Here is a 23,052-nt window from a genome sequence, read left to right as displayed (position 1 = left end):
ATAAAAAAATGAGATTGCTTAGTAAGATCGCAATGACGAGAATAATAGGGAATTAGATTTCCATCTCCCAAACCATCACTTGCCTATCATCACCTGTAGAGATTAAATACTTTCCATCATTGCTCCAAATAATTTTGTTGATGGAATGGGCGTGACCGACGCCAGATTTTTCTATACTTAAGGTTTTATACAACTTAAAATTTTCTGCATCCCAAAGTTTAATGCTTTTATCTTGACTACTTGTGGCAAAATAGGGGAGTGCTGGATGAAATGCAATATCATAAACCGTAAACATGTGTGCTGTGATGGACTGCTGTAATTCGTAATTCGGCAAACTCCATATTTTTAATTGTGCATCGCGACTGCCAGAAAGTAAATATTTTCCTGTTGGGTGATAAGCTAAAGAAGTTACAGGCAAAGAATGACTTTCTAACGTTTGCTTTAAACTATAATCGTTTAAATTGTAAATTCTAATTAGATGGTCTTTGCAACCAAGCGCAATTTCTTGTTCATCTGGAGAAATTGCTATCGTTCTTACGGTATCGTATGCAGCCTGAAAACGGTAAATTTCTGTAAAATCAGTTAACGACCAAACTGCAACCGTACCATCTTCGCCAGTTGTAATCAACTCGTTTTTTGATTTCACGGTTTTGATGTCGAAAATTGGCTTTAGGTGTGCATTTACACGAATAACCATTTCTTCTTTATGTAAATCGTAAACGCTAAATGCACCACTGCGTTCCCCAACAAATAAAAGATTATCAAAATGGTGTAAGCAATACACAGAACTTTGAACGGGCATTTTAACCTTCAAAAAAGCCATATCCGCTAACGACCATTCGACCACACCCTTATCATTTCCGGCGCTGTAGAATGTTTCGCCGCTCTCAGAATTGGCTAAAGCATAAACAGGATTTTGATGACCAGAAAGGGTTTTTAAGTGTTTGAGCATGGTTTAAGGTTGAGGTTGAGAGCGAGGTTAAGGCTGAGACTGAGGTTGAGGATGAGACTGAGATCAAGATTTGAGCCTAATACGGATATTGTACTCGAATTATAGTAAGATTACGGCCAAGATTAAGATGTAAGCAAACTGTCTCAATCTCAACTTAGCCTTAACCTCAACCTTAGCCTCAGCCTACTTATGTCTTTTCTCTAAATTTTTTGCAATGTCTTGAATGGATAAACCTTTCTCTTTCAATAAAAATAATAAATGAAAAACAAGGTCTGATGCCTCTCCAATTAATTCTTCTTCGCTTTCAGCCAGTGCTGCAATTACGGTTTCTACGCCTTCTTCGCCAACTTTTTGTGCAATTTTATTCAAACCTTTTTTACGCATTTTGTTGATGTAGGAACCTTCAACAGGATTTGCATATCTATCATCAATGATGTTCTCCAATTCAAAAATGAAGTTTTGATTAAATTCTGTTTTGAAACAGCTGCGGCTACCGGTATGGCAAGTTGGTCCGACAGCATCGGCTTTAATTAATATGGTGTCGTTATCGCAATCAACAAAAATTTCTTTCACATACAAGAAGTTATTACTGGTTTCTCCTTTAGTCCAAAGTCTGTTTTTCGAGCGGGAAAAGAAGGTTACTTTGCCCTCCGATTGCGTTTTTTCTAAAGCTTCGGCATTCATATAACCCAGCATTAAAACTTCTAAAGTTTTATAATCCTGGATGATTACAGGCAATAAGCCAGCTGTTTTATCCCAATCAAGAGATGATGTATTGATATTCATTTATTTTAATCTTTTCAGTTACTGCGAGGTATGGGCCAATCTTCCCTGCAAAATAGATTGCTTCGTGCTTCGCAAAAACGAGTGTAAATTTAAATCCTAACAGGAATTTGATTTCTTTTTAATTCCTGTTTCAAATCCGGTATGAGAATTTCACCGTAGTGAAATACTGATGCTGCTAACGCGGCATCAACATTTGCTTTTTGAAATACTTCTGTAAAATGGTCCATATTTCCTGCACCACCAGATGCAATAATTGGAATATTTATCATTTGGTTTACTTTGTGAAGCAAACCGCAATCAAAACCAGCTTTAGTCCCATCATGGTCCATAGAGGTTAATAAAATTTCTCCTGCTCCTAAATCTTCCGCTTGTTTAATCCAGTTTTCGGTTTCCAGTTCGGTAATTAATCGGCCACCATTTAAGTGAACCATGTTTCTGCCATCAACAAATTTAGTATCAACCGCTAAAACTACAAACTGAACACCAAAAGCCTTTGCTAGTTCTTCAATCAATTTTGGGTTACGAACAGCGGCCGAATTGATGCTGATTTTATCTGCACCTGCATTTAGTAAAGCTTCAGCATCAGCAAGTTCGGTAATTCCACCGCCAATGGTAAACGGAATATTCAACTGCCGGGCAACTGATTTTACCATTTCAATCATCGTTTTACGTCGCTCATGTGTAGCCGTGATGTCTAAAAACACCAGTTCATCTGCGCCTTGCTGCGCATATTGAGCAGCTAATTCTACCGGGTCGCCCGCATCGCGTAAATCAACAAAATTTACACCTTTTACCGTGCGACCGTCTTTAACATCGAGGCAGGGGATTATTCTTTTACTCAGCATTTGTTTGGGGTTTCGTTATTGCAAGGAACGATTATCCTAATAGTTCGCTAGGCGCATCGTCACCCTGAATTTATTTCAGAGTCTTTATGTATTCAAGATGCTGAAATGAATTCAGCATGACGACCGATTAACAATACTTCAATTATTATTCAAATTGTTGGGTTAAATCGAACTTAGCATCCTCAAATTCCACTCTTTTATCTCTTCGATGGTAATTCTATCTTCGTAAATTGCTTTTCCAACAACTACACTTCTAATTGGATATTTAGCCAATTCGTAGATATCATCCATAGAACTTACGCCACCTGATGCAATCAATTTTATCATTGGAGAGTGTTCAAGTAGTTTTTTATATAAATCTACAGCAGCGCCACCTAATTTTCCATCTTTGCTGATATCTGTACATAAGAAACGGAAAAAACCTAATGAAAGGCATTTATCAACGTAGTCCATTAGTTTGATTGGCGAACTTTCCATCCAACCTGAGTATTTAATTACCTCGTCTAGCACATCGATGGCAATTACAATACGATTTGCATAGTCTTCTTTTTTGGCAAAAGCATTACTTAAAGATGCCAGGAAATCGGGGTTTGTGATGGCTTGTGTACCAACAATAACACGGTGAATGCCAGCATCAAGCAGATTAGTAACTTGCTCTATCGTACGAATTCCGCCACCATATTGAACCTTCATTTCGGTTTTTTTGATGATTTCGAACAAGGATTTTTGGTTGCTGAAATCGCCTTTTGCACCGTTTAAATCAATAATATGGATGAAATCTGTCCCATTTGAACGATATTTTTCAATCATCTCGGCAATAGAAACATCGTATTCTGTTTTCTGATTGTAATCGCCCTCACGCAGGCGAACAACTTTTCCATCCAAAATATCAATAGCAGGAATTATGTACATTTCTTAAGTTATAAGTTAAAGGTTGAAAGTTAAAAGTCGTTGTTTAATTTCTAAAGCTCAATTGAGGTTTGAAAAATTTTTCAGTATCTGTTCGCCAGCTTTGCCCGATTTTTCTGGGTGGAACTGAACGCCATAAAAGTTATCTTTTTGCACTGCCGCCGAAAACTTTAATCCGTAATTAGCAGATGCGATATCAAAAGTAGGGTTATATTCAATAAAGTACGAATGCACAAAGTAAAATTGTGTATTATCTTCAACACCTTCAAACAGCGAATTGTTTTTCGGATGAACAGCGTTCCAGCCCATGTGTGGGATTTTGATATTCAGCGACTTATTGAATTTTTTCGTTCTCACAGGCACGATACTCAGAAGCGCTGCATCTCCTTCTTCCGAGTGCTCGGTAATTAATTGCATGCCCACACAAATGCCCAGCACAGGTTTGCTAAGTTTTTTAATCGCCTCAATTAATCCTGTGCCTTTCAATTTTTCCATCGCAGCACCGGCATGACCAACTCCCGGAATGATGATGTGGCTATATTTTTCCAGGTCAGCTTTTGTGTTTACCATGCCATATTCGACTTTCAAACGATCTAAAGCGGCTGTTAAAGAGAAAATGTTACCTGCTCCGTAATTTATTATTCCAATCATTTTTCTAAGATTAAAGATTAAAGAACAAAGAATAAAGACCATTAGTCATTGTTCTTTGCTCATTTATCCTTGTTCATTTACAAAAGCCCTTTTGTGCTTGGCAAAACCATTTTTTCCGCATCACGCTTAATCGCCATTTTAATTGCTTTTGCGAAAGCCTTAAAGATAGCCTCAATTTTATGATGTTCATTATCACCTTCAGCCTTTATGTTTAGATTGCATTTTGCTGCATCACTAAAAGATTTAAAGAAGTGATAGAACATCTCTGTAGGCACATCGCCAACTTTTTCGCGTTTAAATTCTGCATCCCACACAATCCAGTTTCTTCCGCCGAAATCTATCGCAACTTGTGCTAAACAATCATCCATTGGCAAGCAAAAACCATAGCGTTCAATGCCTAGTTTATTGCCTAAGCCTTTAGCAAAAGCCTCGCCAAGGGCAATTCCGGTGTCTTCTATTGTATGGTGCTCATCAATGTGTAAATCTCCTTTGGCTATGATTTCTAAATCAACACTTCCATGTCTGGCAATTTGGTCTAACATGTGGTCGAAAAAGTTTAAGCCCGTTTCGATTTTAGCTTTGCCGGTTCCGTCTAAATCTAAATTTATGGTAATATCGGTTTCATTGGTTTTGCGCACATGGTTAATTTTTCTACTTCCAGCCTTCAGCAGGTTATAAATATCTTCCCATTTTTTAGTTTCTAAAACGATAACATCAAGTAAGGTTTCATGTTTATCTAGCGCTTCGGTAGAACCCAACGCATCATTCTGACGAAGGAAAATAGCTTTTGCACCTAAGTTTTTCGCCAAGACAACGTCGTTTAATCTATCTCCAATAACGTATGAATTTTTTAAATCGTAGTCGCTACTAAAATATTTTGTTAGCAAAGCTGTGCCCGGTTTGCGGGTAGGAGCATTATTTCTCGCAAAAGTTCTGTCAATAACAATTTCACTAAAGTTTACACCTTCGCCAGCAAAAGTATCCAACATAAAATTATGGATGGGCCAAAAATTTTCCTCCGGATTTGATAATGTTCCTAATCCATCCTGATTGGTAACCATTACCAATTCGTAATCCATTTCTGCCGCAATTTTAGAAAGATAATATAACGAGCGTGGATAAAATTTGAGCTTAGCAAAACTATCAACTTGTTCATCATCTGGTTCGATATTTAAAGTTCCGTCACGGTCAATAAATAATACTTTCTTCATCTATTTAGAAATTTTTCAGAATGGTTATCAATTTATCATTTTCTTCAATGGTTCCTACCGTTATCCTCAAACAACCCTCGCACAAAATAACTTTCGAGCGGTCGCGAACAATGATTCCCTCTTCCACTAAAGTATCGTAAATTTTTGTTGCATCGGTTACTGCAACTAAAATAAAATTCGCATCCGAAGGATAAACTTTTGTAACGATATTTAAGTTGCTTAACTGGTCAGCAAGTCGCTCTCTTTCCGATACAGATTCTTTAATCCATTCGTTTACTTGAGTGATGTTTTTTAGTGCCTCAAAAGCTAAGTCTTGAGTAGCCTGATTGATGTTGTAAGGTGGCTTAATTTTATTCAAAACATCGATAACTTTTGTTGATGAAAATGCCATACCCAAACGGAGTGCGGCGAGTCCCCAAGCCTTAGAAAAAGTTTGCAAAACAACCAGGTTTCCATACTCGGTTAACTCCTGAATAAAGGTCTTTTGTTTAGCATAATTTATGTAAGCTTCATCGATAACAACGATGCCTTTAAAGTTGGCTAAAATGGTTTCAATATCTGTTCTATTTATCGAATTTCCGGTCGGATTATTTGGCGAACAAATGAAAATTATTTTAGTGTTTTTATCAATTGTTTCTGCAATTTTTTCGAGGTCTAATTGAAAGTTTGGAAGCAGATTTACTTTACGGATTTCTACATCATTTATGTTTGCAGAAACTTCATACATGCCATAAGTTGGTGGCAAAATAATAACATTGTCTTTTCCCGGATTACAAAAGGCACGATATAATAAATCGATGGCTTCGTCGCTACCATTTCCCAAGAAAGTATTTTCAATTGGAACGCCTTTAATTTTACTAATGGCATCCTTTAAATCCAGTTGCAAAGGGTCTGGGTAGCGATTGTAATTTGCGGGTAGGGGAGAACCGTAACTGTTCTCATTGGCATCTAAAAATATTGATGCCTGACCTTTAAACTCATCTCTGGCGGTTGAGTATGGTTTAAGGTTTCTTATATTTTCTCTTACTAATTCGTTAATATCCATTTTTTAAAGGTAAAAGGTAAAAGGTAAAAGGTAAAAGGATAGGCATGGCGCCTTAAACTTTTACTTTATTCCTTCCACTTTGTTCAATCTAATCGTAACCGCATTTTTATGCGCATCTAAACCTTCAGCTGCGGCTATTACTTCTACTGTTGGTCCAATATTTTTTAAGCCGTTGGGTGATAAATGTTGAAATGTTATTTTCTTAACAAAAGCATCAAGTGAAACACCCGAATATGCTTTAGCAAAGCCACTTGTAGGTAATGTATGATTTGTTCCTGATGCATAATCACCTACGCTTTCTGGGGTTAAATTTCCCAAGAAAACCGACCCGGCATTGATTATCAGTGGTATTAGACTTTCAAATTTTTCAGTTGCTAAAATCAAATGTTCAGGAGCATATTCATTAGAAAATTCCATTGCAGTATCTAAATCATCAACTAAAACAGCATACGAATTGTTGATGGCTTTAGCCGCGATTTCCCTTCTTGACAAATTAGCAAGCTGAATGTCAATTTCTTTTAACGTTTCAGATATTATTTTGTTTGAAGTAGAAACCAAAACAGCCTGACTATCAATTCCATGTTCAGCTTGTGCGAGTAAGTCGGCAGCTACGAATGACGGATTGGCAGTGTCATCTGCTACCACTAAAACCTCTGATGGACCAGCCGGCATATCAATTGCCACCTTATTTTGTACCATCGTTTTTGCGGTAGTAACGTAGCGATTGCCAGGGCCAAAAATTTTATATACTTGAGGCACAGTTTCGGTACCAAATGCCATTGCTGCAACAGCTTGTGCGCCACCTACCAAATAAATTTTCTCTATACCTAAAAGAACAGCGCAATAAGCCAAATAACAGTTAGTTCTACCATCACTTTGTGGGGGTGAACAAACCACTATTTCTTTACAACCTGCAATAAGAGCAGGTGTTGCTAACATTAAAAACGTGCTTGGTAAAACTGCTGTTCCGCCTGGTATATACAATCCTACCTTCTCAATTGCTCTCGATTCTCGCCAGCAAACCACACCAGGCATGGTTTCTACCTTATCTTCAACCTTATATTGAGACTGATGAAAAGTTTTAATGTTTTGATAAGCCGTATCGATAGCATTTTTTGCATCAACAGGGATGGTAGCAGCAATGGCTTTTAATTCTGCTGCATCTAAATAAAGTTTTTCTAATTCAACTTTATCAAAGTTTTTTGCAAAATTATAAAGTGCTTTATCACCATCTTTTTTTACAGAATTTATGATTTCTGCAACACGTTCTTCAACCAATTTATCGTCTTCAATTTGCCGAGAACAGAGTTCTTGTACTTTTTGTTTAGATAAACCTGTATAGTTATAGACTTTCAATGTTTTATAATTTTAAATTAACTAATAGTTAATATGAGTTTATGCAATTTTCACCTAATTTAGGTGATGATTTTCTCTATTGGCATCACCAAAATACCTTCTGCACCTGCCGCTTTAAGACTGTTAATTTTATCCCAAAAATCTTCTTCAGCAATTACAGAATGTACAGCAACCCAGTTCGGTTCGAAGAGCGGAACTACCGTTGGACTTTTAACTCCAGGCAACAAGTCAACAACTTTTTGTAGGTTATCTTTCGATACATTTAGTACTACATATTTGTTTGATTTTGCACTGAGCACCGAACGAATTCTTTGCAATAATTCTGCAACTTCAGGGTTGTCTATTATTGATTTATTTCCGATTAAAACAGCCTCCGATTGCATCACATCTGCGAAGGGTTTAAGCCCATTACTTTTTAAAGTTCCGCCCGTAGAAACGATGTCGAAAATCGCATCACTTAAACCTAAACCCGGACCAATTTCTACCGAACCGGAGATGGTTCTGATATCGGATTTTATACCTTTTTCATCTAAGAATTTTTCTAGAATTACCGGGTAAGAAGTGGCAATAGCTTTACCATTTAAATCCTCTAATTTTTGGATATCACTACCGGTTTGAACGGCAATTTTTAGGGTGCATTTTCCAAAGCCTAAACGTTGTAAATATTCGACATTGGCTTTAGTTTCGGTAATCACATTTTCTCCTACAATTCCTAAATCGGCAATGCCATCCTGAACGTATTCTGGGATATCATCATCCCTAAGAAAAAGAATTTCTAATGGAAAATTTTGAACGGTTGATATTAAAGAACTCTTATAGTTTTCGAAAGAAAGACCACAATTTTTTAATATTTCTACGGATTTTTCGTTTAACCTACCCGATTTCTGGATAGCAATTTTTAGTGTTTTCAAAGTATTGAATATAGAATGAACAAGAAATAATTTTTCGGAAAAAAAGTTTTGAAGTACAAAACAAACATATCATATCGCCTATCGGCGATGATGTAAATGTAAGTGATGGTTCAAAGTTAATTTCATATCTTTATTTCTGCCAATATCAATGCTTTAGCTGACTAGCGGTGGCAAATATAGCGTTTGAAACCGTAAAACAAAAAATAATGGCACTTAATTTGCCAATAACTGCTAATTAAGAATTATATCTAATTGCATTAACTTACACGTGTTGAAAAATCTTCGCTTTCTAATTATACCTTTTATAGTTTGTGTCTCGGCTTGTAACTGGTTTAAATCTCCCCCAGAAATAGGTAAAGTATTGTCTGAACATTTTAAAAACAAGATTTACAAAGATTTTGATACCGTAGCTTATGATAGCGTCTTTGCTAAAACAATGGATAGTTTATCTATTGGTTTTACCAATCCAAAAACGATAAAGGCCTTTTATGAAAGTAATAAGAACCAGCCAAAATTGGTGACAAAATTCTACACCACTGGGGAATTGGATTCCCTTACAGTATTTCTACAACGCAGCGAAATGCACGGTTTTAATCCTAAGATTTTTAAAACTGAAAAAATAAAATCTCTTTTAAATCAGCTTTCAGCTAATCAATTTAAGCATGTTGACGAGAGTTATCCCATCATTGCGCAATTAGAATTGCTCTCTGCAAATGCATATATAAATTACAATAACTACTTAAAATATGGGGTAATAAATCCCCGAAATATTTTTTCGAGATATTATATCAAAGTGCGTAGACCAGATAGTGCAGGAATGGTTGGTCTATTAAGTTCCGAAAACATATTGGATACCTTAAAAGCCGTTCAGCCAAAGTCTGAACAATACAAAGCTTTGCAGGCTGCATATTTAAACTCTAATAACGAAACTGAAAAACGAATTTTGCTATTAAATATGGAGCGTTTTCGCTGGAAAACGCCAGAAATGGGAGAGAATTATGTGCAAGTAAATATTCCTGATTTTAAACTCACCTGGTTTGATAATGCCGACACCGTAATTAGCATGAAGGTTTGCGTTGGTGGAAAGCGAGAAAGCGGTTATGAAGAGAAGTTAAAAGCCTTTGCAAAATCTGGTAATTTAGATGATAAGCCTAAAAATCACGAAACGCCATTATTATACAGTAAAATTAACTCTATACAAGCCAATCCGGTATGGAATATTCCGGTAAGTATTGCACAAAGTGAGATTTATTGGATGGCTAGAAAGGACCGTTATTATTTATCCAACAGTAATATCAATGTGTATTATAAAGGCAAGTTAATCAACGAGCCAAATACCATTAACTGGAACAAATATTCTCGCGATAAATTACCATTCAAATTTAAGCAAGGCTCTGGCGGAGGAAATGCATTAGGAAAGTTCAAATTCATTTTCGATAATAGTTCGAGTATCTATCTTCATGATACCAACAATAAGAATGGTTTTAACTTAGCGAACCGGGCGATTAGTCATGGTTGTGTGCGGGTAGAGAAACCTTTAGAGTTTGCCGAAAAGTTAGTTGGCGATAGTTACACTTACGATAAATTACGTGCCGAAGTTGATTTGCCGCCGATTGATAGTACACACGTAAAATGGTATAAAAAACGTATGGCTGCTAAGGCTGATACGACTAAATCTTTCCAGCTAAAACCAGCCTGGTTTGGTCCGAAAAAACAAGTGCCATTGATTATCACTTACATTACGGCTTGGGCTCAAAACGATAAAATTGAATATCGCCCGGATGTTTATGGTATGGATGAGAAACTTTGGACGGCTATGAAGAAATTTAGATAGAAGATGTAGCTTTGCGGCATGCAGGATACTCCAACCTTTAATCACCAGGCTGATATTGTAAATAGTGCCATTAGGTTTATCACTTCGTGGTTTAAGCAATCAAAATCTATAACCGAAGAACTGAGCGATTTCTTTATTCTTCCCGGCGGAAAGGTGGTTGGTAAAAATGTAATTATAGCTAGATTAAAAGGAATTTTTGGTAAATCCGATGAATATGTTGGTGGTAGATATGATATCATCGATGCTAATTTTGAATTGCTAAATGGTGGGAAGGGAATGGGTTTTGTGGAAGGTGTTGCTGGGTTTAGGGCAGTGGTTGAAAAACGATCAAAAATAATTAGCGGACCTTTTAAGCTATATTTCGCTTTACAAAACGGTAGTTGGAAAATTGTAAATATAGAATTTCCGGGTTTTGCTTATTAATAAGTGGATAAACAAATTAAAATTGGGAACATTTAACTTATTGAAAAAGTGAAAGATACCACCGATGAAATAAATGATTTGCAATTAAAAATTTGGTTGGCTAAAACGCCAAGTGAGAGACTACGTCAATTGTTAGTTGATAATGAGGCACTTTACAAATTTTGGAACAATGTTAAGCCAGCAATTGAGATAGTAGAGGTTAAACATTAACAAGAATTTTTTTAACCATACTTCTGATTTTTTTCTATCTTTGGTTTTTAATGAATTTCCTGTATCCAGGCTTTCTTTTCGCACTATTATCGGTTGCCATCCCGATTATTATTCATTTATTCAATTTCCGAAAATTTAAAAAGGTTTATTTCTCTAATGTTCAGCTTTTAAAAGAGGTTGAGCAACAAAACTCTTCAAAAGAAAAATTAAAAAATCTACTCATTCTTTTCGCTCGAATTTTAGCGATAATCTTCCTGGTACTCGCCTTTGCACAACCATACATTCCTTTAAACAATCAAAAAACAACAGCTTTAAATAATGCCGTAAGTGTTTACATCGATAATTCTTATAGCATGGAGGCTGTTAACAAAGATGGAAATTTACTAGATGAGGCAAAACGCAGGGCTAAAGAACTAATTAAAGGATTTGGAATTAACGATAGATTTCAGCTGTTAACAAACGATTTTGAGGGAAAGCATCAACGCTTATTAAACGAAGAAGAATTTCTGAAAGCTTTGGATGATGTTAAAATTTCAGCCTCAAACAGGAATTTGCAGCAAATTTTAAACCGACAAGCCAATGTATTATCAGGTAATGCAAGTCAGTATAGTTTTCTGATTAGCGATTTCCAGAAAAACATTGCACCCATTAAAAAATTAGAAACCAAACCCGATATTCAATATTCTTTCCTGAAACTAAACGCCACAGCTTTGTCAAATGTTGCTGTAGATAGCGTTTGGATGCTTTCGCCCAACCACCAGCCTGGAGCTAATGAAAAACTGGTGGTTCAGCTCAAAAATTATTCGGAGGAGGAAGCAACAAATATTCCTTTAAAATTGAGTATTAATAACCAACAAAAGGGCTTAAGTTCGGTAACCATCCTGGCAGGAAAAACTAAAAAAGATACTTTAAATTTTTCGGGGTTAAAAGCTGGATGGCAGAAGGGGGTTATCAGCATAAAAGATTTCCCAGTCACTTTCGATGATTCGCTTTCTTTTAGCTTTAAAGTTGATGCAAGTTTGCCTGTTTTGAGTATCAATGGAGTCACCGCAGGGAATTACATCAAAGCACTTTTCGCCGCTGATAGTTATTATAAACTTACCGAAAATGCTGAAAGCAATATTAACTACAGTAATTTTGCCGATTTTGGTTTAATCGTTTTAAATGGATTAAAAAATCCATCTTCTGGTTTAGCACAACAGCTAAAAACATATTTAAAAACTGGCGGTTCAATCGTAATATTTCCCGATTTGGATTCTGATATTCAGGTTTACAATTCCTTTTTAAGCGGATTATCGCTGCCGCAAATACAAAGCTTAAATACTACGGCAGCAAGAGTAGATAAGATAGACTTACAGCATCCAATTTTTAAAACCGTTTTCGAAGAAATTCCGAGAAATCTCGATTTGCCAACTGTAAATCGATATTTTAATTTTGTAGAAACCAATAATGCCAATAAAGAAAGCATCTTGTCGCTTCCTGGCGGCAAATTGTATTTCTCCAAATATGGCGTAGGTAACGGGCAAGTTTATTTATCATCAACAGGCTTAAACGCAAACGATGGCAATTTAGCTCGTCACCCGGTTTTTGTACCTTTGATGTTTCGCCTAACATTAAATAGCGGTGTAGAAAACGCACTGTATTATACCATAGGTAACGATAATACTTTAGCAAGCAAACGCATTAGTTTGGGTAAAAACCAAAGCCTAAAGCTTACTGCAAATAGCTTTGAAACCATCCCCGAAGTAAGACAAGTTGACGGCAAAACACTAATTTATACCGCCGACCAAATTAAAAAACCAGGCTTTTACAATTTGTTACTAGCCGATTCACTTCTAGCAGTGTATAGTTTTGATAACGGCAGGGCAGAATCAGATATGCATTATTTAAGCAAAGCTGAACTTGATAATGTTGCCGAAACAAATAATTTAAAAGTTTACGATACAGATAAAGATGCCGTAAAATTAATTGCTGGTGCCAACAAAATCGGACAAACTTTATGGAAACTTTGCCTAATTTTGTCGCTGATTTTTATTGCAGCAGAAATTCTACTCATCCGATTTTTTAACAATACTAAAAAAACAATATGAATCTCCTTGTTAAGAACGTAACTATTGCCGACCCGCAAAGTAAATTTAACCATCAACAATGCGATGTTAGGGTAGTTGATGGAATAATTAATAGCCTGGGTAAATTAACCGCCGAAAAAGATGAAACGGTTTTTGATGCAACAGGTGCTTTCTTAACGCCAGGTTTTTTCGATTTAAATTGCGTAGCTGGCGACCCAGGTTACGAAACCAAGGAAGATATTTTCACTTTAACCAAAACCGCAAAAGCTGGTGGTTTTACCGGATTGGCACTTTTACCGCAGGCAAATCCAGTGGTTCAATCTAAATCGCAGGTAGAATACATCATCAATAAGGCTAAAAATAATTTAGTTGATGTTTATCCGGTTGGTGCCATTAGCCAAAATAGAGAGGCGAAAGAACTTGCCGAATTATTTGATATGCAACAAGCGGGGGCGGTGGCTTTTTCAGATGGCGACCGGGCTTTGCAGGATGATGGCTTTATGAGTCGTGCTTTGCAATACGCAAAAGGATTTGATGCATTGTTGATGGTTTATCCAGAAAATAAATCCATTGCAGGAAAATCTCAAATCAATGAGAGTAAAAATTCTGTTCTTTTAGGAATGAAAGGTTTACCAGCCTTGGCCGAAGAAATGCATATCGCCCGAGATATTTTTCTGGCGCAATACAATGAAACTAAAATTCACATCAGTAATATTTCTACAGCTGGTTCAGTTGCACTAATCCGCAAAGCTAAAAAGGATGGTGTCCAAATTTCATGTGATGTTACGGCGCACCATTTGGTTTTTACAGAAGATTTGCTAGTAGATTTTGACAGCAATTACAAAGTTAAACCCCCTTTACGTGGTAAAACGGATGTAAAAGCTTTAATTGCCGGCCTAAAAGATGGAACAATTGATGCCATTACTTCGCAACATCGTCCCGAAGAAATTGAATTTAAAAATGTGGAGTTTGAAATTGCACACTACGGCATTATTGCGCTACAAACAGTACTTCCATTATTGTTAAAAGCAGGTTTAGATGCCAATCTTATTGCAGAAAAATTAAGCGTCAACCCAAGGAAATTGCTAAATTTAATTATTCCGGTGATTGAGGAAGGACAAGCAGCTAATTTTACTATATTCTCAGCAGATACAAAATGGATATACAATTCGGATAGCAATCATTCAAAATCATCAAATAGTCCATTATTAGGGAAAGAACTTACCGGAAAAGTTACGCTGGTTTACAATAATAATCAATACTTCAGGGACTAAAGAACAAGGATTAAGGAGTAAAGAACGTATTATATAAAAAGCTAATTATTAAAGATTGGAGATAAATTTGGGTTTAAGTTCTTTCATCTTTGCTCATTTATCTTTGCTCATTTAAATTTTAAAATATGGATAATAGAGTAAAAAAAGCGCTTAGCGCATCGATTAATAAATACGCTGAAGTTTCAGACATCAATGTTGAGGGTTTTGAAACTGAGTTATTTGCTGCCTTTGAATTGGACGCAAATTTTTTAGACAAGGCCACTGCTTTCGATGCAGTTTTTGATTCGCATCCAAAGTTTGAAGAGTTAAGAGAAATTTTCTTCGATTTACTGATGGTAAATTTCTTCAGTAGCGATGTTCAAAAACTAGAAGAAGATTATTTAGAAAGTGATGAATGGGCAAATATTGAAGAAGAAACAATTGACAGGGGAACAGAATTATTAAACTTGCTACTTTATATTAAAGAATGTAAGGATGAAGATTTAGACCCCGAATTGGGCGATTTCTTAAAGGAATTTTTATTGGTGGAAGATGATGAGTTTCAAGATGAGTTTGAAATTTATGAAGAATTAATAAGCAACCAGCAATTGGCTGAGGGTGGTGTAGAAGAAATTTGTAAAGCCGCCCCAACTTTAAATATCAGCGAAGAAATGAAAGATTTATTCGTTCCGTTTATGGCATTTTTCCTGGATACGGAGGGAAGTGCCGAAACTTCAAAAGAATTAATTCAGTTTAGCCGTAACAAATCATTCGATTCTGCTACTTATATATTGATAACTACAATAAATAACTAAAACTAAACATGGAACAAGAAATTTTACAAGAGCAAAAAAAGCCTAATGCTTTAGCTTTTCAAGTTGCAATAACCTTTGCACTTTATACTTTTGCTTTAATATTTGTGATGAATCTTTTAGGGATGAGTGCGCAAATAGAAGAGACACCCATCTGGCAAAAGAGCATATCCGTAATATTATCCTATGGAACTTTCATTTTAGCAATTTACTACGCTCAAAATAAACACAAGCAGGATTTAGGAGGGTTTATAACTTATGGCAGAGCATTCTCTACAGGTTTTAAGGTTGCTGCCTATTCAGGTTTATTTATTGGTTTATTAATGATGCTTTATTACGGAATCGTTGATAAAGGCGCATTACAAGATATTCTTGATGCACAAATGAAAGCCGCAGGGGATAATGAACAAGCGGTAAAAGGGATAGAGATGATGAGTAAATATATGATATACATGATAGCTTTTGGCTCTGCAATAACATATACATTATTTGGATTAGTAATTAGTTTAATCACCGCCGCAATTCTAAAAAAGGAACGTTCATTTTAAACTGTTATCACAAAATAGTTTGTTAATTAAACCCCTTCAAGTTTTTTTTTAATAATAAATCTGCATGCCAAGCTTGTATATCATTTCCGGATGTAATGGTGCAGGAAAAACAACTGCATCATTTACGGTGTTACCGGAAATGTTAAATTGCAAAGAATTCGTAAACGCAGATGAAATTGCCCGCGGATTATCACCTTTTAAACCGGAAAGTGTAGCAATCCAGGCCGGCAAAATTATGGTAAACAGAATTGAAGAGTTATTAAGTAGAAATTTGGATTTTGCTATAGAAACAACGCTAACTACAAAATCTTACTTGCAAACAATAAAAAGAGCGAAAGAATTAGGTTATCAGGTAACGCTCTTGTTTTTTTGGTTGGATGATGTGAAACTGGCAATAGAACGCGTTAAAACCAGAGTTGCTGAAGGTGGGCACAATATTCCTACTGATGTTATAGAACGAAGATATTTTAAAGGAATAAGGAATCTAAAAGATTTTAGCTCTATTTCAAACTATTGGTTATTAATTAACAACTCAAAAGAAAATTTGCAATTTGTTGCTGAAGGTAATTTAAATGATGAAATTACTATCTTTGATCAAGTTGAATGGAAAAAATTTAATCTTATAGCAAATGATAGATAATACTGAACTTCGCGAAAAAATACGTGCAGGCTTAAAATTAACATTCAAAAAGCTAGTAGCTTATAAAGCTAAAAACGATGGAATCTTGGTTTTTTCTGATGAGGGAAAAATTATTAAGGTGCTAGCTAAAAACATAAAACTTTAAGTAAAAACTAATACCTTACAAATATTTCGAACGTGCAAGTTTTATCATTTAATTTGATGAAATTTGCACGTTTTAATTTAAAAGCAGATGTAATTTGGTATTGATGCTTGAATCTCGATACTAATCTCAATACTCAAATCTTGATACTCATAAATGGATATATCAGTTGTAGTACCTTTATTTAATGAAGATGAATCATTGCCAGAATTAACCGCATGGATTGCGAAAGTAATGGCAGAGCATAACTTCAGCTATGAAATTGTTTTGGTTGATGATGGCAGTACGGATAACTCCTGGACGGTTATTGAATCTTTAAAGCTTCAAAATGATGCTATTAAAGGCATTAAATTCAGAAGAAATTACGGTAAATCTGCAGCGTTAAATGTTGGTTTCGAGGTCACTCAGGGCGATGTTATCATTACCATGGATGCCGATTTACAAGACAGTCCTGACGAAATACCTGAATTATACCGTCGTATTAAAGAGGAAAAGCTTGATTTAATTTCTGGCTGGAAAAAGAAACGTTACGACCCAATTACCAAAACTATACCTACAAAATTATTTAATGCTGCAACCCGAAAAATGAGCGGAATCGAATTAAATGATTTCAATTGTGGATTAAAAGCTTACAGAAGCGATGTGGTTAAAACAATAGAGGTTTATGGTGAAATGCATCGTTATATTCCTGTAATTGCAAAATGGGCTGGTTTTACTAAAATTGAAGAACAGGTTGTAGAGCATAGAGCTCGTAAGTATGGCACCACAAAATTTGGCTTTAGTAGGTTTATAAATGGCTTTTTAGATTTACTTTCTATATTTTTTGTGGGTAAATTTGGTAAACGACCAATGCACTTTTTTGGTTCATTAGGGGTTTTAAGTTTTTTAATCGGAACTTTTATGGCCTTGTGGATGATTGGCGTTAAGCTCTATCATATCGCAGCACACATCCCTTACAAAAGAGAAATCACAGATCAGCCTTTGTTTTACATCGCTTTAGTTGCCATTGTGGTTGGTTCGCAAATGTTTTTAACAGGTTTTGTTGCCGAATTAGTTACACGTAACGCACCAGAAAGAAATCAGTATTTAATCGAAAAAGAACTTAAATAAGCTTAAAGATTAAAGCTTAAAGCAAAAAGCGCTTTGGTCTTTAGTCTTTCCGCTTTCAGCTCCAAGCCATGTTTTTCTCCATAATAATTCCGCTTTACAATCGCCCGCAAGAAATTGATGAGCTCTTATTCACCTTAACAAAGCAAACGTATTTACAGTTTGAAGTATTGGTTATAGAAGATGGTTCTACAGATAATGCTAAATCGATAGTAGAAAGTTATTCAAATAAACTTGATATAAAATACTTCTACAAACCAAATGAAGGGCAAGGTTTTACTCGAAATTATGGTTTTGAAAGAGCTAAAGGAGATTATTTTGTAATTTTTGATTCTGATTGTTTAATACCTGCAGATTACTTAGAAATTGTTAAAAATTATCTTTACGAACATGATTTAGACGCTTACGGTGGTCCTGACGCTGCACATGAAAGTTTTACACCTGTTCAAAAGGCGATTAGTTACGCCATGACTTCTCCATTTACAACTGGAGGAATTCGAGGTAATAAAAAACATGTTGGTCAGTTTCATCCACGTAGTTTTAATATGGGTGTTTCCCGTGAGGTTTGGGAAAAAGTTGGTGGTTTCATCTTAACCAGATTAGGAGAGGATATCGAATACAGCATACGTATTCACGAAAGTGGTTTTAGAATTGGTTTAATTCCCGAAGCAAAAGTTTACCACAAAAGGCGTACGAGTTTTAGTCAGTTTTACAAGCAACTTCATTTCTTCGGTCGGGCAAGAGTTAACATTTACAAACACTTTCCAAAAGAATTAAAGCTGGTACATTTCTTTCCTGCCGTATTTACAATTGGCTTTATCTGTACAATACTTTGCAATATATTTTATCAACCTTTGGCTATTGTTGGTAATTTTATATTGTTATTGTTCTTTTTGTTAATATTTTTTCATTCATGGGCGGTAAATAAATCTATAAAAGTTGCATTTTTGAGCATTATTTCTTCATTTATCCAACTAACCGCTTATGGTTTAGGTTTTATACAGGATTTATTTAAAAGAGTGGTATTTAAGCAACAATGATAAACTATTTAAAAGAAAGCACATTTGCGGTTAACGATGTAATCCAGAAAGCCTGGAACATCACTAAAAAACATTATTTCTCCATAGCTACGCTGTGTTTTTTAATGTTTATTACAGCAAGCGCATCAAGTTTAATGGCTTTTTTTATTAAAGATGTTAGCAAGTTTCTAAGCATTGCAATGGTGTTTATTTTTATCATGCTTTATTTCACGATAAATCTTTCGCTATTTAAATACATTTTTCATTTGATGGATGATGAATTAAACGATGTTAAAATTGTAGATACTTTACCAACCAGACAACAAATTATTCGCTTCTTAATAGCAACGCTATATTTTGTTGGATGTATTTTCGGCGTTTACCTAGTTGTAATACTTATAGCGTTTCCGCTGATTTACACAGGATTGGATGTTACAATTGTTAAAAATGTTGCCATTTCAGTTGGTATTATTGCAATTTTCATCACTTGGCTTAGGATTTCTTTTTTCCCGTTCTTTATCATCGATAAAAATAGCAAGCCTTTTGAATCCATAAAGTTAAGCTTAGCAACCACTAAAGGAAATTTCACAAAAATTTTATTGCTTTTGGTTATTTTGGGTGGTGGTTATCTAATTTATCTTTTGCTAAACTATTTGCAATGGCCTATAGTTGCATTTATTGTAAATATTTTGAGCTCTTTTATTATCGTACCATTATCAAGCGTTGCTTTAACCGTAGCTTATCGTAAAATTTCTGGGGAATATCAAGGAGACGAACATCCTGATATCTTGCATAATATCGTTTAACAGCTTAAACGCTTAAAATGGATTTCAAACATTGTTTAATATTATGCATCCAATAAATAAAGAATTAAACATTAACATTAGAAAGGAAAAAATCCTTTAGGGATTTATTTATGGGTTTAAAAGCTATATTAAGTAAACCTTTTGCTGCCTTTGCTGTTTGGCAGATAAGCAAGTGGAAGAATAATGCCGTTGCGGCGCAGCAAAAAATTCTTTTAAAACTTGTTAATGATGCAGCGCAAACCGCATTTGGAAAAGACCATCATTTTTCAGAGATAAGAAATTATTCGGATTTTAAAAAGCATGTTCCTGTTCAGGATTACGAAGGATTAAAGCCTTATGTAGATAGAGTTGTTGCAGGCGAGGCTGATGTACTTTGGAAAGGAAAACCGTTGTATTTTGCTAAAACCTCTGGTACAACGTCGGGTGTAAAATACATTCCACTCTCGAAAGAATCGATGCCAGAGCATATTAAAGCTGCCCGAAATGCAATCTTAACTTATATAAACGAAACCGGTAAAGCCGATTTCGTAAACGGGAAAATGATTTTTTTACAGGGAAGCCCAGTTTTAAATACTAAAAATGGAATTAATGTAGGGCGGTTGTCTGGCATTGTTGCACACCACGTACCCAACTATCTTCAAAAAAATAGATTGCCATCTTACCAAACAAACATTATTGATGATTGGGAAGAAAAAGTTGATGCAATAGTTGAGGAAACGATTCATCAAGACATGACATTAATTTCTGGTATTCCACCCTGGGTGCAGATGTATTTTGATAAACTATCAGAAAAATCTGGAGGAAAGAAGATTGCCGAAATCTTTAAAAACTTTAATTTATTTATTTACGGTGGTGTAAATTTTGAACCATACAGGGCGAAAATTGAGCAAAGTATTGGCAAGAAAATCGATTCTATTGAGACTTATCCCGCTTCAGAAGGATTCATTGCTTATCAGGATTCACAAAAAGATAAAGGACTTTTGCTACTGGCAAATGCGGGGATTTTTTACGAGTTCATTCCGGCTGATGAATACCACAATGAAAACCCTATTCGGTTATCATTAGCAGAGGTAGAATTAAATGTGAATTACGTACTGATACTAAACACTAATGCAGGCCTATGGGGTTACAGCATTGGCGATACCATAAAATTCACCTCAAAAAATCCGTATAAAATTGTAGTAACCGGCAGAATTAAACACTTTATTTCTGCTTTTGGAGAACATGTTATTGGAGAAGAAGTGGAGCACGCACTTCTAACTGTTGCTAATGAAGAAGGTGTAAAGATTACGGAATTTACAGTTGCACCTCAGGTTAATCCGCTTCAAGAAAAATTACCTTACCATGAATGGTTTGTAGAATTTTCATCGCCACCTGAAGATATGGATGCATTTAGCAAAAAGGTTGATTTAGCATTGCAAAAGAAGAATATTTACTATTTTGATTTGATAAAAGGTGGCATTTTACAACCGCTTATTATCCGTACTTTGCAAAAAGATGCTTTTGTTAATTACATGAAAAGTGAGGGGAAACTAGGTGGGCAAAATAAGGTGCCAAGGTTAAGTAATGATAGGAAATTGGCAGATAGGTTAGGAGATTATATTGTTTGATTGATTTATTGTTATATTGTTTGCATGATTCCCTGAAGCAACTTAAAAACGATAATTAATCGCAGCATATAAACGATTTGGAAAATATTTGAGAATAAATAATATGCAAACATTTATACACTATTTTTTGCATTTTGGATTTCCATTTTTTATCGCTTATGGGTTTTTTAGAAAGGATTGGAAGAAAGTTTATTTAATACTAATTGCTACCATGTTGGTTGATTTAGACCATCTGGTTTCAAATTCAGTTTTCCAAGCAAATAGATGCAGTATAAATTTTCATCCTTTACATACATGCTATGCAATGATTATTTATGTGATATTGCTGTTTTTTCGTAAACCGTTCAATATTATTGGTGCAGGACTTTTATTTCACATGCTTACAGATTTTACAGACTGTATGATGATGTTTACTAGTTGTAAACAATGCTTTTCTAACTCACCAGCAATTGAACTTCTTACTAAAGTTTCAAATGCTTTAGGGATTTAAAGGAATAGATTAATAGATATACGATTAATAAATAAAATATAAAACGCTATCTGCAAATATTGGTTTGGTAAGGTTGAGGCTGAATGGCTTCTGTAAAACATAAATGCAAAATTTAACATTTGAATTCTATCGAAATCTGGGTTAAATAAATATCAAATAGCGCCAAGTCAAAAAAAACATAACATAGAATTGTTCAATTTAACAATTCTTTTAATAGGAGAGGAAGAACATCAATTGAACAATATATTAATAAAGCAGTCTATAAAAAACATAACCATTTTAGGTTCTACCGGAAGTATAGGTACGCAGGCACTGGAGGTAATTCGAGATAATCCATCAATTTTTAAAGTTTTTGTTTTATCTGCGTTAAAAAATTCTGATTTACTAATCAAACAAGCTAAAGAATTTAAGCCTGAATATGTAGTGATTTGCGATGAAACGCGATATTTATACGTTAAAGAATCGCTATCAAACTTAAATATTAAAGTTTTAGCCGGAGAAGATGCCTTAGCAGAAGTTGCAGCTTACCCAGAAATTGATATAGTTTTAACGGCTATAATGGGTTCGGTAGGTTTAAAACCAACAATTGCTGCAATAAAGGCAGGTAAAGATATTGCCCTGGCAAATAAAGAAACATTGGTAGTGGCCGGCGAACTGGTTACTCAGTTGGCTAAAGAACATCAGGTTAAAATTTTACCTGTAGATTCTGAACATTCTGCAATTTTTCAATGTTTGGTGGGCGAGGAGCAGAATGAAATTGAAAAGATTTATCTTACGGCCTCGGGCGGACCATTTCTTGGAAAGGATAAAAATTTCTTGGCAAACGTTAAAAAAGAACAAGCATTAAAGCATCCAAATTGGGTTATGGGTGCCAAAATTACCATTGATTCGGCTTCTTTAATGAACAAAGGTTTGGAGGTTATCGAAGCAAAATGGTTGTTCAATTTATCTGTAGATCAGATTGATGTCATCGTTCACCCACAATCTATAATTCATTCCATAGTGCAGTTTACAGATGGCTCTATGAAAGCGCAAATGGGTGTTCCGGATATGAAATTGCCTATTCAGTATGCTTTGAATTATCCCGATAGGCTAAAAAACAATTTTAAGCGTTTTAACTTTCTGGAATACCCAAGTTTTAGCTTTCAAAAGGCAGATTTAGAAACTTTCAGAAATTTAGATTTGGCGTTTACATCCTTAAAAAAGGGTGGAAACATGCCCTGTATTTTAAATGCGGCCAATGAAATTGTAGTAGAATCGTTTTTGAAAGATGAAATCGGTTTCTTGCAAATGAGTGAAGTAATTGAACAATGTATGGAGGAAATTAAATTCATAGAAAAACCACAATTGTCTGATTATTTAGAAACTGACAAACATACCCGTATCTTAGCGGCCGAATTAGTAACAAAAAATAAAATTTAAC

Annotated in this window: 24 protein-coding genes; 15 read left to right on the top strand and 9 right to left on the bottom strand. The window is 35.2% G+C overall.

Annotation, left to right across the window (positions count from 1 at the left end):
• Positions 1–52 precede the first annotated feature (52 nt).
• The 9 genes from D7004_RS07900 to hisG form a co-directional block, all read right to left on the bottom strand.
• A complete protein-coding gene (locus D7004_RS07900; protein ID WP_123205337.1) occupies positions 53–952 on the bottom strand; it encodes a WD40 repeat domain-containing protein in 900 nt (299 codons plus the stop codon).
• Positions 953–1,135: 183 nt separating this feature from the next.
• The gene (gene hisIE, locus D7004_RS07895) at positions 1,136–1,738 is read right to left on the bottom strand and encodes a bifunctional phosphoribosyl-AMP cyclohydrolase/phosphoribosyl-ATP diphosphatase HisIE (RefSeq protein ID WP_123205336.1); all 603 of its coding nucleotides are present in this window, start codon (positions 1,736–1,738) and stop codon (positions 1,136–1,138) included.
• An 89-nt stretch (positions 1,739–1,827) separates the two neighbouring features.
• On the bottom strand, positions 1,828–2,583 hold the full coding sequence (hisF, locus tag D7004_RS07890) for an imidazole glycerol phosphate synthase subunit HisF (RefSeq protein ID WP_123205335.1): 756 nt from the start codon (positions 2,581–2,583) through the stop codon (positions 1,828–1,830).
• Positions 2,584–2,745: 162 nt separating this feature from the next.
• Entirely contained in the window at positions 2,746–3,495 is a 750-nt protein-coding gene (hisA, locus tag D7004_RS07885; RefSeq protein WP_123205334.1) for a 1-(5-phosphoribosyl)-5-[(5-phosphoribosylamino)methylideneamino]imidazole-4-carboxamide isomerase, read from the bottom strand.
• Between the two features lie 57 nt (positions 3,496–3,552).
• The gene (gene hisH, locus D7004_RS07880; RefSeq protein WP_123205333.1) at positions 3,553–4,143 is read right to left on the bottom strand and encodes an imidazole glycerol phosphate synthase subunit HisH; all 591 of its coding nucleotides are present in this window, start codon (positions 4,141–4,143) and stop codon (positions 3,553–3,555) included.
• A 77-nt stretch (positions 4,144–4,220) separates the two neighbouring features.
• The gene (hisB, locus tag D7004_RS07875) at positions 4,221–5,354 is read right to left on the bottom strand and encodes a bifunctional histidinol-phosphatase/imidazoleglycerol-phosphate dehydratase HisB (protein WP_123205332.1); all 1,134 of its coding nucleotides are present in this window, start codon (positions 5,352–5,354) and stop codon (positions 4,221–4,223) included.
• A 4-nt stretch (positions 5,355–5,358) separates the two neighbouring features.
• Positions 5,359–6,399, bottom strand: coding sequence for a histidinol-phosphate transaminase (gene hisC / locus D7004_RS07870; RefSeq protein WP_123205331.1), 1,041 nt, complete (start codon positions 6,397–6,399; stop codon positions 5,359–5,361).
• 60 nt (positions 6,400–6,459) lie between these two features.
• Positions 6,460–7,755 carry a histidinol dehydrogenase gene (hisD, locus tag D7004_RS07865; RefSeq protein WP_123205330.1) on the bottom strand — a complete coding sequence of 432 codons (1,296 nt, stop codon included), beginning with the start codon at positions 7,753–7,755 and terminating at the stop codon, positions 6,460–6,462.
• A 59-nt stretch (positions 7,756–7,814) separates the two neighbouring features.
• Positions 7,815–8,666 (bottom strand): ATP phosphoribosyltransferase, encoded by an 852-nt coding sequence (gene hisG / locus D7004_RS07860; RefSeq protein WP_123205329.1) that lies wholly within the window; start codon positions 8,664–8,666, stop codon positions 7,815–7,817.
• A gap of 361 nt (positions 8,667–9,027) precedes the next feature.
• Between hisG and D7004_RS07855 the strand changes: the two genes are divergently transcribed.
• The 15 genes from D7004_RS07855 (at position 9,028) to D7004_RS07795 (ending at position 23,051) form a co-directional block, all read left to right on the top strand.
• The gene (locus tag D7004_RS07855; RefSeq protein ID WP_244214275.1) at positions 9,028–10,500 is read left to right on the top strand and encodes a L,D-transpeptidase family protein; all 1,473 of its coding nucleotides are present in this window, start codon (positions 9,028–9,030) and stop codon (positions 10,498–10,500) included.
• A gap of 18 nt (positions 10,501–10,518) precedes the next feature.
• Positions 10,519–10,923: a hypothetical protein gene (locus D7004_RS07850; protein ID WP_123205327.1), complete on the top strand. Its 405-nt coding sequence runs from the start codon at positions 10,519–10,521 to the stop codon at positions 10,921–10,923.
• 48 nt (positions 10,924–10,971) lie between these two features.
• Positions 10,972–11,133, top strand: coding sequence for a hypothetical protein (locus D7004_RS20625; RefSeq protein WP_167459446.1), 162 nt, complete (start codon positions 10,972–10,974; stop codon positions 11,131–11,133).
• Between the two features lie 50 nt (positions 11,134–11,183).
• Positions 11,184–13,223, top strand: a complete 2,040-nt coding sequence (locus tag D7004_RS07845) for a vWA domain-containing protein (RefSeq protein ID WP_123205326.1) — start codon at positions 11,184–11,186, stop codon at positions 13,221–13,223.
• The gene (locus D7004_RS07840) at positions 13,220–14,476 is read left to right on the top strand and encodes a dihydroorotase (RefSeq protein WP_123205325.1); all 1,257 of its coding nucleotides are present in this window, start codon (positions 13,220–13,222) and stop codon (positions 14,474–14,476) included. Before D7004_RS07845 ends, D7004_RS07840 begins: the two co-directional genes overlap by 4 nt.
• Positions 14,477–14,601: 125 nt before the next feature.
• Complete coding sequence (locus tag D7004_RS07835) at positions 14,602–15,270, top strand: hypothetical protein (protein WP_123205324.1); 669 nt, start codon at positions 14,602–14,604, stop codon at positions 15,268–15,270.
• A gap of 8 nt (positions 15,271–15,278) precedes the next feature.
• The gene (locus tag D7004_RS07830) at positions 15,279–15,815 is read left to right on the top strand and encodes a DUF4199 domain-containing protein (protein ID WP_123205323.1); all 537 of its coding nucleotides are present in this window, start codon (positions 15,279–15,281) and stop codon (positions 15,813–15,815) included.
• 64 nt (positions 15,816–15,879) lie between these two features.
• Positions 15,880–16,455: a zeta toxin family protein gene (locus tag D7004_RS07825; RefSeq protein ID WP_123205322.1), complete on the top strand. Its 576-nt coding sequence runs from the start codon at positions 15,880–15,882 to the stop codon at positions 16,453–16,455.
• Positions 16,445–16,600: a hypothetical protein gene (locus D7004_RS20620; protein ID WP_167459445.1), complete on the top strand. Its 156-nt coding sequence runs from the start codon at positions 16,445–16,447 to the stop codon at positions 16,598–16,600. The genes D7004_RS07825 and D7004_RS20620 overlap by 11 nt, the downstream gene beginning before the upstream one ends.
• A 153-nt stretch (positions 16,601–16,753) precedes the next feature.
• Positions 16,754–17,707 carry a glycosyltransferase family 2 protein gene (locus D7004_RS07820; RefSeq protein WP_123205321.1) on the top strand — a complete coding sequence of 318 codons (954 nt, stop codon included), beginning with the start codon at positions 16,754–16,756 and terminating at the stop codon, positions 17,705–17,707.
• A gap of 68 nt (positions 17,708–17,775) precedes the next feature.
• Positions 17,776–18,744, top strand: a complete 969-nt coding sequence (locus D7004_RS07815) for a glycosyltransferase (RefSeq protein ID WP_123205320.1) — start codon at positions 17,776–17,778, stop codon at positions 18,742–18,744.
• Positions 18,741–19,529 (top strand): hypothetical protein, encoded by a 789-nt coding sequence (locus D7004_RS07810; RefSeq protein ID WP_123205319.1) that lies wholly within the window; start codon positions 18,741–18,743, stop codon positions 19,527–19,529. Before D7004_RS07815 ends, D7004_RS07810 begins: the two co-directional genes overlap by 4 nt.
• Positions 19,530–19,639: 110 nt before the next feature.
• Positions 19,640–21,139 (top strand): GH3 auxin-responsive promoter family protein, encoded by a 1,500-nt coding sequence (locus D7004_RS07805; protein ID WP_123205318.1) that lies wholly within the window; start codon positions 19,640–19,642, stop codon positions 21,137–21,139.
• 103 nt (positions 21,140–21,242) lie between these two features.
• Positions 21,243–21,629 carry a DUF6122 family protein gene (locus D7004_RS07800; protein WP_123205317.1) on the top strand — a complete coding sequence of 129 codons (387 nt, stop codon included), beginning with the start codon at positions 21,243–21,245 and terminating at the stop codon, positions 21,627–21,629.
• Positions 21,630–21,890: 261 nt separating this feature from the next.
• Positions 21,891–23,051 carry a 1-deoxy-D-xylulose-5-phosphate reductoisomerase gene (locus D7004_RS07795; protein ID WP_123205626.1) on the top strand — a complete coding sequence of 387 codons (1,161 nt, stop codon included), beginning with the start codon at positions 21,891–21,893 and terminating at the stop codon, positions 23,049–23,051.
• The last annotated feature ends 1 nt before the right edge of the window (position 23,052 follow it).

This window comes from Pedobacter jejuensis (assembly GCF_003725795.1).
Taxonomy (GTDB): domain Bacteria; phylum Bacteroidota; class Bacteroidia; order Sphingobacteriales; family Sphingobacteriaceae; genus Pedobacter; species Pedobacter jejuensis.
Note: the sequence above shows the minus strand (reverse complement) of the source record. Positions and strands in the feature narration are given on the sequence as shown.